Genomic DNA, 12,862 nt, shown 5'->3' with positions numbered 1-12,862 from the left:
GCGTTTCTACACACCATGGTCGTTATGGTCACTGTTCGACATTGGTGGTGCCGTTTTTCTGGATGTTGGGCGGGCCTGGTTTGCCAATGGCGATAACGGCACCACTGACAATGGTGTGCTCGCGAATGTGGGGTTTGGGTTACGTTTAGTGTCACAAAAAGCCGGTACCGATAAAGTAGTGCACATCGACTTCGCCTTTCCCATTGGCGCCGAGGGCGATATTAGTGATGTTCAATTCCTAGTCAAAGTAAAAAAGCATTTCTAATTATGTTTAGTCTAATAATTGCTGGATAATCGCTTCAAGCTTCTTACTTTCACCCAATTGGTTGTAAACCCGAGCCAACTTCAGCTTGACGCTTTCATCACAGCACACAGCACATACCTGTTCCCAGTAATCTCGTGCTTTGCCAGGGAGTTCAGCTTTTTCGGCAATGACCGCCAAGGTTTCAAGTAAAACCACGTTGTCCGGTTCCTCATCACGCCTTGCTTCTAACCATTGAAAGGCCTTGGCAATGTCTGGATGCGGCATCCGCCGATAGAGTAAGTAACACTCATCAGTTGGCGCCTCGACAATTTTCTTTTGTAATAACTTGACGGCCTGCTTTTGTTCGCCGAGTTTTGCCAATCCCTCAATATAAGCGACTAATATTGATTCGTCTTCCTTATCTGCTTTAGATAATTTTTTCCAAAACTTTTTTAACGACGGCAAATCGCCAGCTTCCACCTGCAGCGCGATAAATTTGATTTTCGCTTTTTTTATCCATTCCGGTAGTTGTCTGGGATTTGGAATTGTTTTCGAAACATTTGGCAATAACTGGATCAATCGTGGCCAATCTTCCATTTTGTAGCACGTTTCCGCTAACAACTGGAGTACATATGGATGACGTGGTGCCATCGAATAGAGATGTTCAAGATTGGCGCTTGCCTGCTCCAATTGATTCGATTCCATCTGAGCGCGAGCTTGTGTCAAGCCTATGGCCAAATCTGCTTCCGGAGCAATCTCTTTCGCTAAACGCAAATATTCATCACGCCGCGTGGGCTCGCCTTGTTTTTGTGCCGCTTCCGCCGCGATCAAATAATTTATCAGCTTTGTGTCCGCATGTTTGACCGCTTGAATCATCAGTTTTTCTGCATCAGCCCAATTGCCTTCGGCAAAGGCGACCATAGCGGCAATGGTCTTCCGTCGTGCGACACGCCAAGAATGTCCGCTGATTCGACGCACCGACCGGTGCCAGTAACGAAACGTCCGACCTAACAAATAAGCCAAAGAAATTCCTGCAATAAAGAGCAACATAAGCCCTAAAGCCAGCAACCAAAGGGGCACCTCTGCAGTGTAGTTGTCAAAAACAACCACTAAGTAACCAGGTATGTGTGGGATAGTAAGCCCCACCAATGCGCCCAACAAAAGGCAAACCACCAACCACAAGCGCCAGCTCACTGTTGCTTCTCCCCCCGCCATGCGCCTTCGAACACTCGCCACGCCTGAGGTGTTGACAGCGTGATGCTGATAAGTGGTTTTTGTCGTAGAGTGGCCTTTAATTCCGTAACCTCTGCCATAAGCAAATCACGCGTATCATCATCTAAGACAAACTTTGTTAACCATTCTTCCAGATCTGTGAGTAACCTTGTGGCGGCGTCACTTTCCCCGGCAAGCAAAAACCATTGCAACGCAACAAGTCGTAGTTGCAAGTTTTGACGAAGCAACCATTCCTCTTCATCACTTAGGGGCGGCAGCGGGAGCTGCTTGTGCGATTTAACACGAAACCATTTTTTCAGGACAGCACGCAAACCGGTGCTCTGACTAACCGCGTCAGAAGGCGCATTTTCTCGCGGATGGGTGATGACGGTATTGAACACAAGTTTGTCGATAAGCTTCTGCCAACTCGATACCTTCAAATACAAATTCAACACACTGTGTTCGGCAAGAGGCCGTAATACCAACAAGTCATTGTTGATAGCCTTGCGTACTGGTAGCAGTCGTGTATCTGTCAGTTGTGAAAGCTGTCTGTCTGCGGCTTCAAGCAACGGTAAAACGCGGCTGGCATCTCTGGTCAGCAGCCATTGTTGCTCAGCTTGAGCAATTAAAACAGAGATTTGGGACAGGGCCAGCGCCGTCTCTCCAACGTGACGGTTTGCTTGATTGACCTTGTTCGCGACAGCATTGAGCATTTGTTGCAAATTGGTTTCGCTTTGCTTAAGTTCTGTTTTGATCGCTTCAATCTTTTGCGCCAGCGCAGCCATCTGCTGGGCATATTGGCTTTGCTTTTCCACACGCTGCGCAAGGCTGTCCAATTGACCCTGCATCTTGGCCATATCGCCGTTGAAGCGCTTAATATGGTGGGAAAGGGCTTGCTGGTTTTGATACAACTGATAGAACAACCAAGCCAATAACGTGATAGCAACCAATAACGCAAAACGGAGAACCCAGCGCAGGCCGTTAGGCTTTTTTTTCGATTTAATGCGCACGTTATGGCTCTCTTCAGACTGAGAGTCGACAGTTTCTTCCTCTACTTGCGGTGGTTGTTGTGCTTCACTCATGGCGTTCTTTGTCCAATAGATTCTTTATCGCTCTCGCGACAGTCTCCGGCATGGCATCTTGCGCGATAGCGACCGGCCAACCCGCTTGCGTCACTTCTTCGGCAATTCGTTTAGATACTACTAATATCAATGGTTTGTTGCCAGTCTTATGATAAAAATATTCTAGGGCAGGTCGCGCAGCATGCCATTGCTCGACGCTCGCGCTCACCACCAACTGGGGAGAAAAGCAAACCACTTGCTGTAGATTGGTTTCAGTCCATTGAATGGGCGTCCGACGATAGCAACGCCAACATGACACGCTCCACTCCCCGGCCACTAAGTAGTCGTATACCAACGTCCTGCCACCCTCGCCTTGCACCAGAAGAACTCGATCGCTCTTGATTGGCGGATTCTTTTTAAGGTGTTGTATGAGCCCTTCGGAAGAAGGTGTCTCCGGCGTTTCGATCTGCCCAAAATGGCGCGCCGCTGCAGCGGCGGTGCTCTTGCCAACCGCAATAAAACGCATGTGTTTCTTCTGCCAACGTGTGATTAATTCTGGGGTCAATTGATCCACCGCCCATCGTGAGAAAAAGATGACCATCTCAGGCGCTTCTGGTGGTGGCAACGCACCTGTGGACGTAATGTGTAGCACAGGCAAAGAGAGGAAGGTCTGGCGCTGTGTTGATATGCCAAGCTTCCGAACGGCCAACTCGATACGCTGATTGTCGGCTTCGCTTCGGGTGAGCCAGCACCTTTTAAAGGGTAATGCCTTTGAGCAAATCATCTGCGCCCTGTTTCAGCAACAACTCTGCCAAAGCCACACCCATGGCTTCTGCCTCACCGCGCCGACCTTCAATCCGTTCTCTGAGTATTTTTCCATCGGATTCGCGCCCCACCATGCCAGTGAGTACCAACTTATCTTTTTCGGACAAAACTGCATGGGCGGCAATTGGCACTTGGCAGCCGCCATTGAGTCGCGCGTTAAACGCTCGCTCAGCCGAGACAAGATCAGCGGTTTCGGCACAATGCAACGGTGCCAGCAAATTGGCCACACGCGCATCATCGACTCGTGCTTCAACGCCAATCGCGCCTTGCCCAACTGCCGGTATAAAATCCTCTGTTGAGAAAACAGAGTGAATGCTCGCTTCCAGTCCAAGCCTTTTCAAACCAGCAGCGGCTAAAATAATGCCGTCATAATCGCCCGCTTCGAGTTTGGCCAGTCGCGTGCCAACATTCCCCCGCAAATCACGAATGGTGAGATCGGGCCGTAGCCGACGCAGTTGAATTTTTCGACGCAAACTGGAAGTGCCCACCTCGGCGCCCTGTGGCAAATCAGTAAATGCAGTCTTGGACACCCAGGCATCGTTTGGGGTCTCACGCTGACAGACAACGATAATGCCGAGACCGTCCGGAAATTCCATTGGCACATCTTTCATCGAGTGCACAGCAATGTCGGCCTCGCGATCCAGCAAAGCGCGTTCAAGCTCTTTGACGAATAGCCCCTTGCCGCCCACTTTCGCCAAGGGCGTATCCAAAATTTTGTCCCCCTTTGTGGTCATCGGCACTAAAGTCACCGACAATCCAGGCCAGTGCCTTTTCAGTCGTTCGGCCACATACTCTGCTTGCCACAGCGCAAGAGGGCTTTTACGTGTCGCGATACGAATTGATTTCAAAGGATAAACTCCACATTCACACCCGTTTTTGGCTAGCTTAGCCAAGAATACATACTCCCGCCTTGCGTTCGGTCAAACTAAACATCCAAATTGGAGACCGCCAAAGCGTTCGCTTCGATAAAGGCTCTACGCGGTTCAACATCATCCCCCATCAAAGTGGTGAAGAGTTGATCAGCTGCGATCGCATCCTCGATCGTCACCTGCAAGAGCCTGCGGGTCGCCGGATCCATCGTGGTTTCCCACAATTGGTCTGGGTTCATTTCTCCCAATCCCTTGTAGCGTTGTATAGTCTGCCCTTTTCGAGCACGCTGCATTAACCATGTGATCGCCTTGGCAAATGAGTTTACCTTGTGGGTCGCATCCCCTTGAACCACATAAGCATCCGGTTGTATCAAATCTGCCAACAGTTCACCTAAGCGGCGAAGAACTTGATAATCATCGGAAAGAAAGAATTCACGAGTGAGCGTGGCAGTCGAGGTCACGCCATGTTGCCTGGCCACAATTTGAGGTAGATACAAGGCTCGTTCACTGTCCTTATGAACAACAAACTGAAAATGATGCGCCTGACGCGTTGGCTGAACTTCAAAAATTTGATTCATTGCGTCACACCATTGCTCGACACGATCCAAACTTGAGAGGTCGTCAACCGGCAATGTTGGCCCATCAATCAATGCTTCCAACATCTCTTCGGGATAAATACGGTTAAGTTTCTTAATCACTAAGCGCGCTTTATGATAAGCCTCTGCCAATCGGGCCAAAGCATCGCCTTGAATGGGATCAGCGCCTTCCGATGGGTAAACCTGAGCCCCATCAAGGGCCAGTGTCATTAGGTAATCTTCGAGCGCAGACTCGTCCTTCAGGTACAGTTCCTGTTTTCCTTTCTTCACCTTATACAACGGTGGTTGCGCAATATAAATATAGCCGCGTTCGATAAGTTGCGGCATTTGTCGATAAAAGAAAGTCAACAACAACGTTCGAATGTGCGCACCGTCGACGTCCGCATCTGTCATAATGATGATTCGATGGTAACGGGTTTTGTCTGGGTCAAACTCTTCGCGTCCAATGCCACAGCCCAGCGCCGTAATTAACGTGCCTACCTCCTGCGAGGAGATCATTTTGTCAAAGCGCGCCTTTTCAACATTAAGAATTTTCCCTTTCAATGGAAGGATGGCTTGAAACGCGCGATCGCGACCCTGCTTGGCAGACCCGCCGGCTGAGTCCCCCTCAACAATGAAAAGTTCTGATTTTGCAGGATCTTTCTCCTGGCAATCCGCCAGTTTACCGGGCAATCCGGCAATGTCGAGCGCACTTTTTCTCCGTGTCATTTCTCTCGCCTTACGTGCTGCCTCGCGCGCCCTTGCCGCATCCACCATCTTGGTCACAATCGCCTTGGCTTCGCTTGGATGTTCTAAAAGGAACTCTCCAAGCTTTTCGGACATCACTTGCTCGACGGCGCCTTTGACTTCGGATGAAACCAACTTATCTTTCGTTTGTGAGGAAAACTTTGGATCCGGCACCTTGACGGACACAACGGCCGTCAGTCCTTCTCTTGCATCATCCCCCGTGGTATTCACTTTTGCTTTCTTGTTGTAGCCTTCTTTATCAATATAATTGTTCAATGTCCTTGTCAGTGCGGCACGAAAACCCGACAAGTGTGTACCACCGTCGCGCTGTGGAATGTTGTTTGTAAAGCAGTAAATATTTTCCTGAAACGAGTCATTCCATTGCATGGCAATTTCAACGGTAATACCATCCTCTCTGCTTTCTGAAAAATGCAGAACAGTCGGGTGAATCGGGTTTTTATTCTTATTCAAATATTCGACAAACGCTTTGATACCCCCTTCATAATGGAAAATATCTTGCTTGCCTGTCCGCTCGTCGGATAGAAGGATTCGCACACCGGAATTAAGAAATGACAATTCGCGCAGCCTTTTTGCAAGAATGTCATAATGAAAGTCGATGTTCGAAAATGTGTCTGGGCTTGGATAGAAACGAATTTCCGTTCCGGTTTGCTGAGTTTCCCCGACCGCCTTTATAGGGGCAAGCGGTTCACCTCGCTGATACACCTGTTCGTAGACTTTCCCACCCCGACGAATCGTGAGGTAAAGTTTGTCTGACAACGCATTCACAACAGAGACGCCAACACCATGCAGTCCGCCCGAGACTTTATAGGAGTTATCATCAAATTTCCCGCCGGCATGTAAGACAGTCATAATCACTTGGGCGGCACTGACGCCTTCTTCAGGGTGAATTTCGACAGGAATTCCGCGCCCATTATCCTTCACGGTCACAGAATTATCCGAATGTATGATCACCTCTACGGTATCGCAGAAACCAGCCAGAGCTTCATCGATAGAATTATCGACCACTTCAAAGACCATATGGTGAAGGCCTGTACCATCATCAGTGTCGCCAATGTACATGCCAGGTCTTTTTCGAACGGCATCCAGTCCTTTTAACACCTTGATGCTTGAAGAATCGTAAGAAGTGGTTGTTTCAGCCATAGAGCGAATTCCTAGATGTTTGTTTTGTTCTGTTGCACTGCCGTTATTCTACCATGTTCCACGTGAAACACGTCAGCTTTCATTACCAGCGGTCTGTCCAGCATCTCAAGCGAGTTGGGCAGGATAGTCATAAATTTCTGCGCATGGATACATTGGCAAGCGACAAGTGCGAGGCTAACGCTTTGTTGATCGAATTCAGCAAACAGATCGTCCACTGCTAAAACCACCGGACGTTCTTTTCGTGTTAGTGCAATTGTTGTTGACAGGTGCCATAGAATGGAAAGCAATTTCAGCTGGCCTCGGGACAGCACATCCGTGGCGAACTCCCCTGTCTTGATCTTAACGGTGATGTCGAAGCGATGGGGACCAGATTGCGTAAATCCCCTTTCAGCATCCGAATCGAGCTGCCGCGAAATACTTTCTTGAAACGACACGCTTTGCGCCCATCCCGGTCTAAGCCCAAAATGGAGGCCGTCGAGAAACTTGAATTGTTTTAAGTTCACTTGGGTAGCAATTGATTTTATTAACTCGGAAAAACTTTGTACGGTTAGCTCAAAGGTTTCTTGAATGACTTTGGCGTATTGTTCTCCGACTCGACAAAATAGCTTGTCAAACGCTGCTAGATAAGATAAGTCGACCGGCGATTGCTTTAACAGTTGATTGCGTTGTATCAGCAGGCGCTTGTAATTTCTAAGTACAGATCGTGTCGAATGTTCCACGTGAAACATCAGCCAGTTTAACGCTTTTCTCCTCGCCTCGGCGCCTCCATCAAGTGAATCTATCACATCCGGCTCGATAATTTTGAATGCGGGGGCCTCCAATAAATATTTAAGTGATGTATCTCTGTCTCCATTGTGGGCAACAACAATCCCGCCTTTTCGCTGCCTCTGCACACCGAAAGTTCCGCAAAGGGACGATTCACCTCTCACAACACATACTTCTTCGTCGAAAGATATGACCTTGGCAATTGTGTCGGTTCGAAAACTCCTTGCGGTTGATAAAATCGACAAACACTCAAGAAAAGCGGTTTTTCCCGCACCATTTCCTCCAACAACAAAATTCCATTCTGCTGCCGGCCGAATGTGAAAGGGGTGCAAATTACGCACCCCTTGGCCGGAAAGCGTATGCCAAACCACCTATTTATAACCTCATTGGCATCACAACATAAAGGCGATTGTCTACCCCCTTCTCTTTAATAAGCACACTGCTATTGACATCCCCAAGTAGCACTTCAAGCGATTCGCCTTCCACCACATTAGTAATATCCAACAAATATTGGACGTTAAAGCCTATCTCGACACCTGGTCGACTCACTTCTGCGGCAACAAACACTTCTGCCTCATCCTGCTCCGAGCTTCGCGCGTATAGGAGCAGTCCGTCCTCCTGTGCGACAATTCGTACGCCTTTATATTTGTCAGAGCTGACGATCGCGGTCCGCTGGAGAGCTTCACGAAAAGCCTCTTTATCCACACCAACATGACACTCGTGCGCCTTCGGCAAGACTTGTTTGTAATTCGGAAACTTGCTATCAATCAGTTTTGATGTGAATTTGGTCTCTCCAGCTGTGAGTCGAATGTGGTTGCTCCCGACGACAACTTTCACTTTATCATTGACATGCCCAACAATCCGACCCAGCTCCAACACCCCCTTTCTGGGAATGATCACCGAGAAATCACCAACCGATTGGGGGAGCGTCTGTTCGGCAAGTGCCAGCCTATGCCCATCCGTAGCCACAGCCCGCAAGCACTGTTCCTCAGACTCCAGCAAAAGACCGTTCAGAAAATACCTCACATCCTGCACAGCCATCGCAAACTGAGTTTTTTCAATAAGATCGGCTAGGAGCGGCGCATCTATTGAAAACTCAATGGTGCCGATCCCTTCTTCTAAATGGGGAAAATCAACTGCCGGCAAAGTGGTCAACGTAAACCGACTACGCCCACTACGCACAATAAATTTTGACGAATCCAAGGAAAGCTCTATCTCACCGGTCGGCAGTGTTTTCACCACATCCAACCATTTCTTTCCCGATACAGTTATCGCACCTGTTTCGAGTACCTTAACGGTAGACGACGCTTTTAGAGTGACGGACAACTCAATCTCGAGATCGGTAGCACTTAAACGCACAAAATCGCTTTCAGCCTCAAGAAGAATATTACTGAGTACAGCTAATGTCTGTCGACGTTCTATCGCTCCCGAAACAGTCTGTAAAGCCCCCAACAGAACATCACGATCTATTATTATTTTCATCTGCTCCTCACAGGCCCAATTAGCCAGTCAGTGTACGCAACAAATTACCATAATCCCGGTCAAATTCTCTATTGCTTTCGCGAAGCTCTTTCACTTTTCGACATGCGTGCAGCACTGTCGTATGATCTCGTCCGCCAAAAGCCTCGCCTATCTCAGGTAGGCTGAGATTAGTTAACTCTTTCGCTAATGCCATCGCAATTTGTCTGGGGCGGGCAACCGACCGGTTACGACGCTTTGACAACAGATCTGACACCTTGATACCAAAGTAATCGGCTGTGGTTTTTTGAATATTATCAATGTTGATTAATTTATCCTGCGCAGCGAGTAAATCTTTAAGTGCCTCCCGCGTAAAATCGAGCGTGATCGCGCGTCCCGTGAAATTCGCATTGGCCACCACGCGCTTTAGCGCCCCTTCGAGCTCTCTGACGTTGGAACGAATTCGTTTTGCAATGAAAAACGCCACTTCATATGGAAGTTCGATGCCAACCTGTTCTGCTTTCTTCAATAAAATGGCAACGCGCATTTCAAGTTCAGGAGGCTCAATGGCTTGAGTGAGCCCCCAGCCAAACCGAGACTTCAATCGGTTCTCTAAGCCTTCCACCTCCTTAGGGAATCGATCGCAGGTCAGTACAACCTGTTGATCGTGCTCTAGAAGTTCATTAAAAGTGTGGAAAAATTCCTCCTGAGAAGCAGTCTTGCGTGCAAAAAACTGAATATCATCAATTAAGAGAATGTCCAATGACCGATAAAATCGTTTAAAAGCATCGATGCTATTACTTTTAATGGCCTTTACCATATCTGCGACAAATCGCTCTGAACGCAGATAAACCACTCTAGCGCTTGGGTTATGGTTGAGAATGGCATGACCGATCGCTTGCATCAGATGCGTCTTGCCTAGGCCTGTCTCTCCATACAGACAAAGAGGGTTATAACCCTTTCCAGGATTCTCAACGACTTGCAGCGCTGCAGCCTTAGCCAACTGATTTGCCTTACCTTCTACAAAATTCTCAAAAGTAAAATCAGGATTGAGATTTGTTCTGATATCGTCATGCTTTTTAATAAGCCCAGGCGCACCAATCAACCTAGCATCTTCCCGATTATGCACTATGTCTCGATTCGAAATATGTCCCCTGCGTTTCGTATGGTTGTTGGTTGAGGAGACAATCACCTGTACCGGTTTATGGAAATTCTGTTCGGTAAGTAACTCTCTGATTCTATCGAGATATTTTTCCTTCACCCAGTCAACAATGAATTTATTAGGCGCAACAAGCCGTAGAGATTCTTCTGCTTGAGCGTCAACTTCTAATGGCAGAATCCAAGTATTGTAATGTTGTGCACTCAGTTCGCTTTGGAGGCGGTGACGACATTTTTCCCACAACGAATGATAACTCACGATAACCACCACTAACCTTATTATTGAATGATGTCTGGTAAAGTTTGTCTTTGGAGATATGCAGGTTTATCCACACCTGTCTTATAATCTATGCGCTATCTTACATTCACCAGGCATAAAAGCCAATAGCCAAACTAAAAACAAAGTATTCTAAAAGACGCCAAAACAACCTAGAAAAGTGATAAAACCTGAGGATAAAGTCCAAAAGATAAAAAACCATGTTTTTTTATCAAATAGCGACCAACACGTTTGAGCTCTTTTTGATCACAAGGTTACCAACAATAAAAAACATATACAATTCATAGCGTTATTATAGTTATCCACAGAAACCAATGAGCACTTAAAATAGATCTTAAGTTTTACTTATCATTTATTTTTGTATTACTGCCCGCGAATCCAGTATAAAAAATGCACGCAACCACTTAAAAAACATCAACTTTGGCTTTTTTTATTTAAAGTCATATATACAACCATTAATAAAAACAATAAGTTATTCACATTGACTGGAGAACTAGCCGACATCTTTGGGCTATTTCGGCTTGACTTTACGACCATCGATGCGTATCATCGCCATCCCGATTTGGGGTACTGACAGTGTACCGGACCGATTTAAGTGGTAAAGCGCGATGAAACGTACATTCCAACCTAGTAACTTGAAGCGTAAGCGTCGTCACGGGTTTCGTGCTCGTATGGCCACGGCCAATGGCCGAAAAGTGTTGGCTCGGCGTCGGGCGAAGGGCCGCAAGGTATTGTCGGCTTAAGAACCTGCTTGTTTGAAGGTCAATTGACGAACAGGCCGGCTGCTGTTGGGGCGCCGGCCTGATTGTTATGGGAATATCAGGATTGGTCAAAGAAACTGATTTTCGCTTTCCCAAATCTTGTCGACTGCTCAAAAAAGAGGAATTTGCGCGGGTCTTTTCTGATGGGCAGCGTGTGCGTGATGGTTTCTTTACCGTACTTTATCGACCTAATGGACTGAACCATCCAAGGCTTGGACTGGCGGTATCGCGTCGACAGTTGCCAAAGGCGGTGCAAAGGAACCGCGTAAAGCGCCTTGTGCGGGAAAGCTTTCGGCATCATAAAAACTTGCTTGGACCAACCGATCTCGTGATTATGGTGCGTTCGGGTGTCAAAGATGTGGATAATAAAGTGTTGTTCGCATCGCTCGCCAAATTGTGGGGGAAGATTTCCCGACGAATAAAACAAGGTGAGACATGAAGCTGAGCCATATCATCACATTACCAATTCGGTGGTACCAAAGGTTGATCAGTCCGTTGCTGGGCACGAATTGTCGCTTTTATCCAAGTTGTTCACATTACACCATTGAGGCAATTGAACGTCATGGGATCTGGCGCGGTGGGCAGTTGGCAGTGAGAAGAATTTTGCGTTGCCACCCTCTGAATGAGGGGGGCGTTGACCCGGTTCCTGAAAATCTCGAATTTAAAGTGAAAAAGAGTATAGAAAATGGACGCTAAGCGTAGTGTGTTGCTTTTGATATTTGCGGTCACCTCCTATTTGTTATTTGTCAATTGGCAGCAGACCTATCATGGTGCCGCGAAAAAGGTCAATTCTCCCGAGCAATCTACGGTTTTGCCTGAGGCATCGGTCGAGCCAGGGGCTGCTGTTCCAGAGACGACTGAAGCGCCACAGGGACAAAGTCCTTCTTCTGAGAATACGCTGCTGACGGTGGAGACGGATGTACTGCGCTTGAAAATCGATACACGTGGTGGAGATGTGGTCGAGGCGGCGTTGTTGAAGTATCCGGAACGTCTCAATGAAAAAGACAACCCTGTCCGGATATTGACCCGCAACGGTGGTCATCATTACGTGGCACAAGCCGGGGTGGTTGGACTTGCTTCACCGGATGGTAAACAAAAAGCATTATTCACCGCGCCCCAAAAATACTTTCGTTTGGCAAGTGATCAGAGCGTATTGGTCGTTCCGTTGTCTTGGACGAATGAACAGGGTGTGCGTTTCACCAAAACGTACCGATTACAACGGGGCAGCTATCAAATTACCCTGGATTACCAAATTGAAAATAAAAGCAATACGATCCAAAAGGCGCAGCTGTTTACTCAATTAGTGCGCGATACGGAGCATGCGCCTGAAGACAGCCAAGGGCTTGGGATGCGCGCTTATCTAGGTGCCGCCTTCTCCACCGAAGACAAGCGTTACGAAAAATATAATTTTGACGATATTCGAGAAAAGCCGTTGAAACTCGCCACCCATGGTGGCTGGGTGGCCATTTTGCAGCATTACTTCCTGTCGGCGTGGGTGCCGAGATCGGAAGGCGTTAATCGAATTTATACCTTGACCCCTGATCGTTATATCGCCATTGGCATCATGCAGCCCATGGTCCAGATCAAACCGGGCAGTCAAGCCCAATTCAAGGCTGATCTGTACGTTGGACCGAAAATTCAGGAGACTTTGGCGGAAATTGCGCCGGGCCTTGACTTAACCGTCGATTACGGGGTGTTGTGGTGGATCGGACAGCCGCTTTTCTGGCTGATGAAAGCGTTCTATAGCCT

General features: G+C 47.8%; 13 protein-coding genes. 5 read left to right on the top strand and 8 right to left on the bottom strand.

The features are described from left to right. Positions 1-265, top strand: a 265-nt coding sequence (locus D6694_05180; GenBank protein RMH45114.1) for a hypothetical protein, incomplete at its 5' end; no start/stop codon positions are given. Between the two features lie 6 nt (positions 266-271). Here D6694_05180 and D6694_05175 read toward each other — a convergent pair. From D6694_05175 to dnaA, 8 genes are all read right to left on the bottom strand, one after another. Continuing rightward, positions 272-1,459: a hypothetical protein gene (locus D6694_05175; protein RMH45113.1), complete on the bottom strand. Its 1,188-nt coding sequence runs from the start codon at positions 1,457-1,459 to the stop codon at positions 272-274. Further along, positions 1,435-2,538, bottom strand: coding sequence for a hypothetical protein (locus tag D6694_05170; protein ID RMH45112.1), 1,104 nt, complete (start codon positions 2,536-2,538; stop codon positions 1,435-1,437). Before D6694_05170 ends, D6694_05175 begins: the two co-directional genes overlap by 25 nt. Then, on the bottom strand, positions 2,531-3,301 hold the full coding sequence (locus tag D6694_05165; GenBank protein RMH45111.1) for a uroporphyrinogen-III synthase: 771 nt from the start codon (positions 3,299-3,301) through the stop codon (positions 2,531-2,533). The genes D6694_05170 and D6694_05165 overlap by 8 nt, the downstream gene beginning before the upstream one ends. Beyond that, positions 3,273-4,190 carry a hydroxymethylbilane synthase gene (locus D6694_05160; protein ID RMH45110.1) on the bottom strand — a complete coding sequence of 306 codons (918 nt, stop codon included), beginning with the start codon at positions 4,188-4,190 and terminating at the stop codon, positions 3,273-3,275. The genes D6694_05165 and D6694_05160 overlap by 29 nt, the downstream gene beginning before the upstream one ends. Before the next feature lie 77 nt (positions 4,191-4,267). Then, complete coding sequence (gene gyrB / locus D6694_05155) at positions 4,268-6,694, bottom strand: DNA topoisomerase (ATP-hydrolyzing) subunit B (GenBank protein RMH45109.1); 2,427 nt, start codon at positions 6,692-6,694, stop codon at positions 4,268-4,270. Between the two features lie 11 nt (positions 6,695-6,705). Further along, a complete protein-coding gene (locus D6694_05150; GenBank protein RMH45108.1) occupies positions 6,706-7,830 on the bottom strand; it encodes a DNA replication/repair protein RecF in 1,125 nt (374 codons plus the stop codon). Between the two features lie 4 nt (positions 7,831-7,834). Then, the gene (locus tag D6694_05145; GenBank protein RMH45107.1) at positions 7,835-8,941 is read right to left on the bottom strand and encodes a DNA polymerase III subunit beta; all 1,107 of its coding nucleotides are present in this window, start codon (positions 8,939-8,941) and stop codon (positions 7,835-7,837) included. Positions 8,942-8,960: 19 nt separating this feature from the next. Next, the gene (gene dnaA / locus D6694_05140; protein ID RMH45115.1) at positions 8,961-10,334 is read right to left on the bottom strand and encodes a chromosomal replication initiator protein DnaA; all 1,374 of its coding nucleotides are present in this window, start codon (positions 10,332-10,334) and stop codon (positions 8,961-8,963) included. Positions 10,335-10,960: 626 nt separating this feature from the next. On the opposite strand from dnaA, the gene D6694_05135 reads away from it, so the two are divergent. From D6694_05135 to D6694_05120, 4 genes are all read left to right on the top strand, one after another. Then, the gene (locus D6694_05135) at positions 10,961-11,095 is read left to right on the top strand and encodes a 50S ribosomal protein L34 (protein RMH45106.1); all 135 of its coding nucleotides are present in this window, start codon (positions 10,961-10,963) and stop codon (positions 11,093-11,095) included. Positions 11,096-11,162: 67 nt separating this feature from the next. After that, complete coding sequence (gene rnpA / locus D6694_05130) at positions 11,163-11,552, top strand: ribonuclease P protein component (protein RMH45105.1); 390 nt, start codon at positions 11,163-11,165, stop codon at positions 11,550-11,552. Then, complete coding sequence (gene yidD / locus D6694_05125; protein RMH45104.1) at positions 11,549-11,809, top strand: membrane protein insertion efficiency factor YidD; 261 nt, start codon at positions 11,549-11,551, stop codon at positions 11,807-11,809. The genes rnpA and yidD overlap by 4 nt, the downstream gene beginning before the upstream one ends. After that, a partial coding sequence (locus tag D6694_05120; protein ID RMH45103.1) for a membrane protein insertase YidC occupies positions 11,799-12,862 on the top strand: 1,064 nt, incomplete at its 3' end. The genes yidD and D6694_05120, both read left to right, overlap by 11 nt.

It is taken from the genome of Gammaproteobacteria bacterium (assembly GCA_003696665.1).
In the GTDB taxonomy this organism is placed as follows: Bacteria; Pseudomonadota; Gammaproteobacteria; order Enterobacterales.
The sequence above is the reverse complement of the archived record's forward strand: the minus strand, read 5'-3'. Positions and strand labels throughout refer to the sequence as shown.

Excerpts from the sequence above, each read along its gene's own strand:
- D6694_05175 (RMH45113.1), bottom strand. The coding sequence starts at position 1,459 with ATGGCGGGGGGAGAAGCAACAGTGAGCTGGCGCTTGTGGTTGGTGGTT.
- D6694_05170 (RMH45112.1), bottom strand. The coding sequence starts at position 2,538 with ATGAGTGAAGCACAACAACCACCGCAAGTAGAGGAAGAAACTGTCGAC.
- D6694_05165 (RMH45111.1), bottom strand. The coding sequence starts at position 3,301 with ATGATTTGCTCAAAGGCATTACCCTTTAAAAGGTGCTGGCTCACCCGA.
- gyrB (RMH45109.1), bottom strand. The coding sequence starts at position 6,694 with ATGGCTGAAACAACCACTTCTTACGATTCTTCAAGCATCAAGGTGTTA.
- D6694_05145 (RMH45107.1), bottom strand. The coding sequence starts at position 8,941 with ATGAAAATAATAATAGATCGTGATGTTCTGTTGGGGGCTTTACAGACT.
- D6694_05135 (RMH45106.1), top strand. The coding sequence starts at position 10,961 with ATGAAACGTACATTCCAACCTAGTAACTTGAAGCGTAAGCGTCGTCAC.
- rnpA (RMH45105.1), top strand. The coding sequence starts at position 11,163 with ATGGGAATATCAGGATTGGTCAAAGAAACTGATTTTCGCTTTCCCAAA.
- yidD (RMH45104.1), top strand. The coding sequence starts at position 11,549 with ATGAAGCTGAGCCATATCATCACATTACCAATTCGGTGGTACCAAAGG.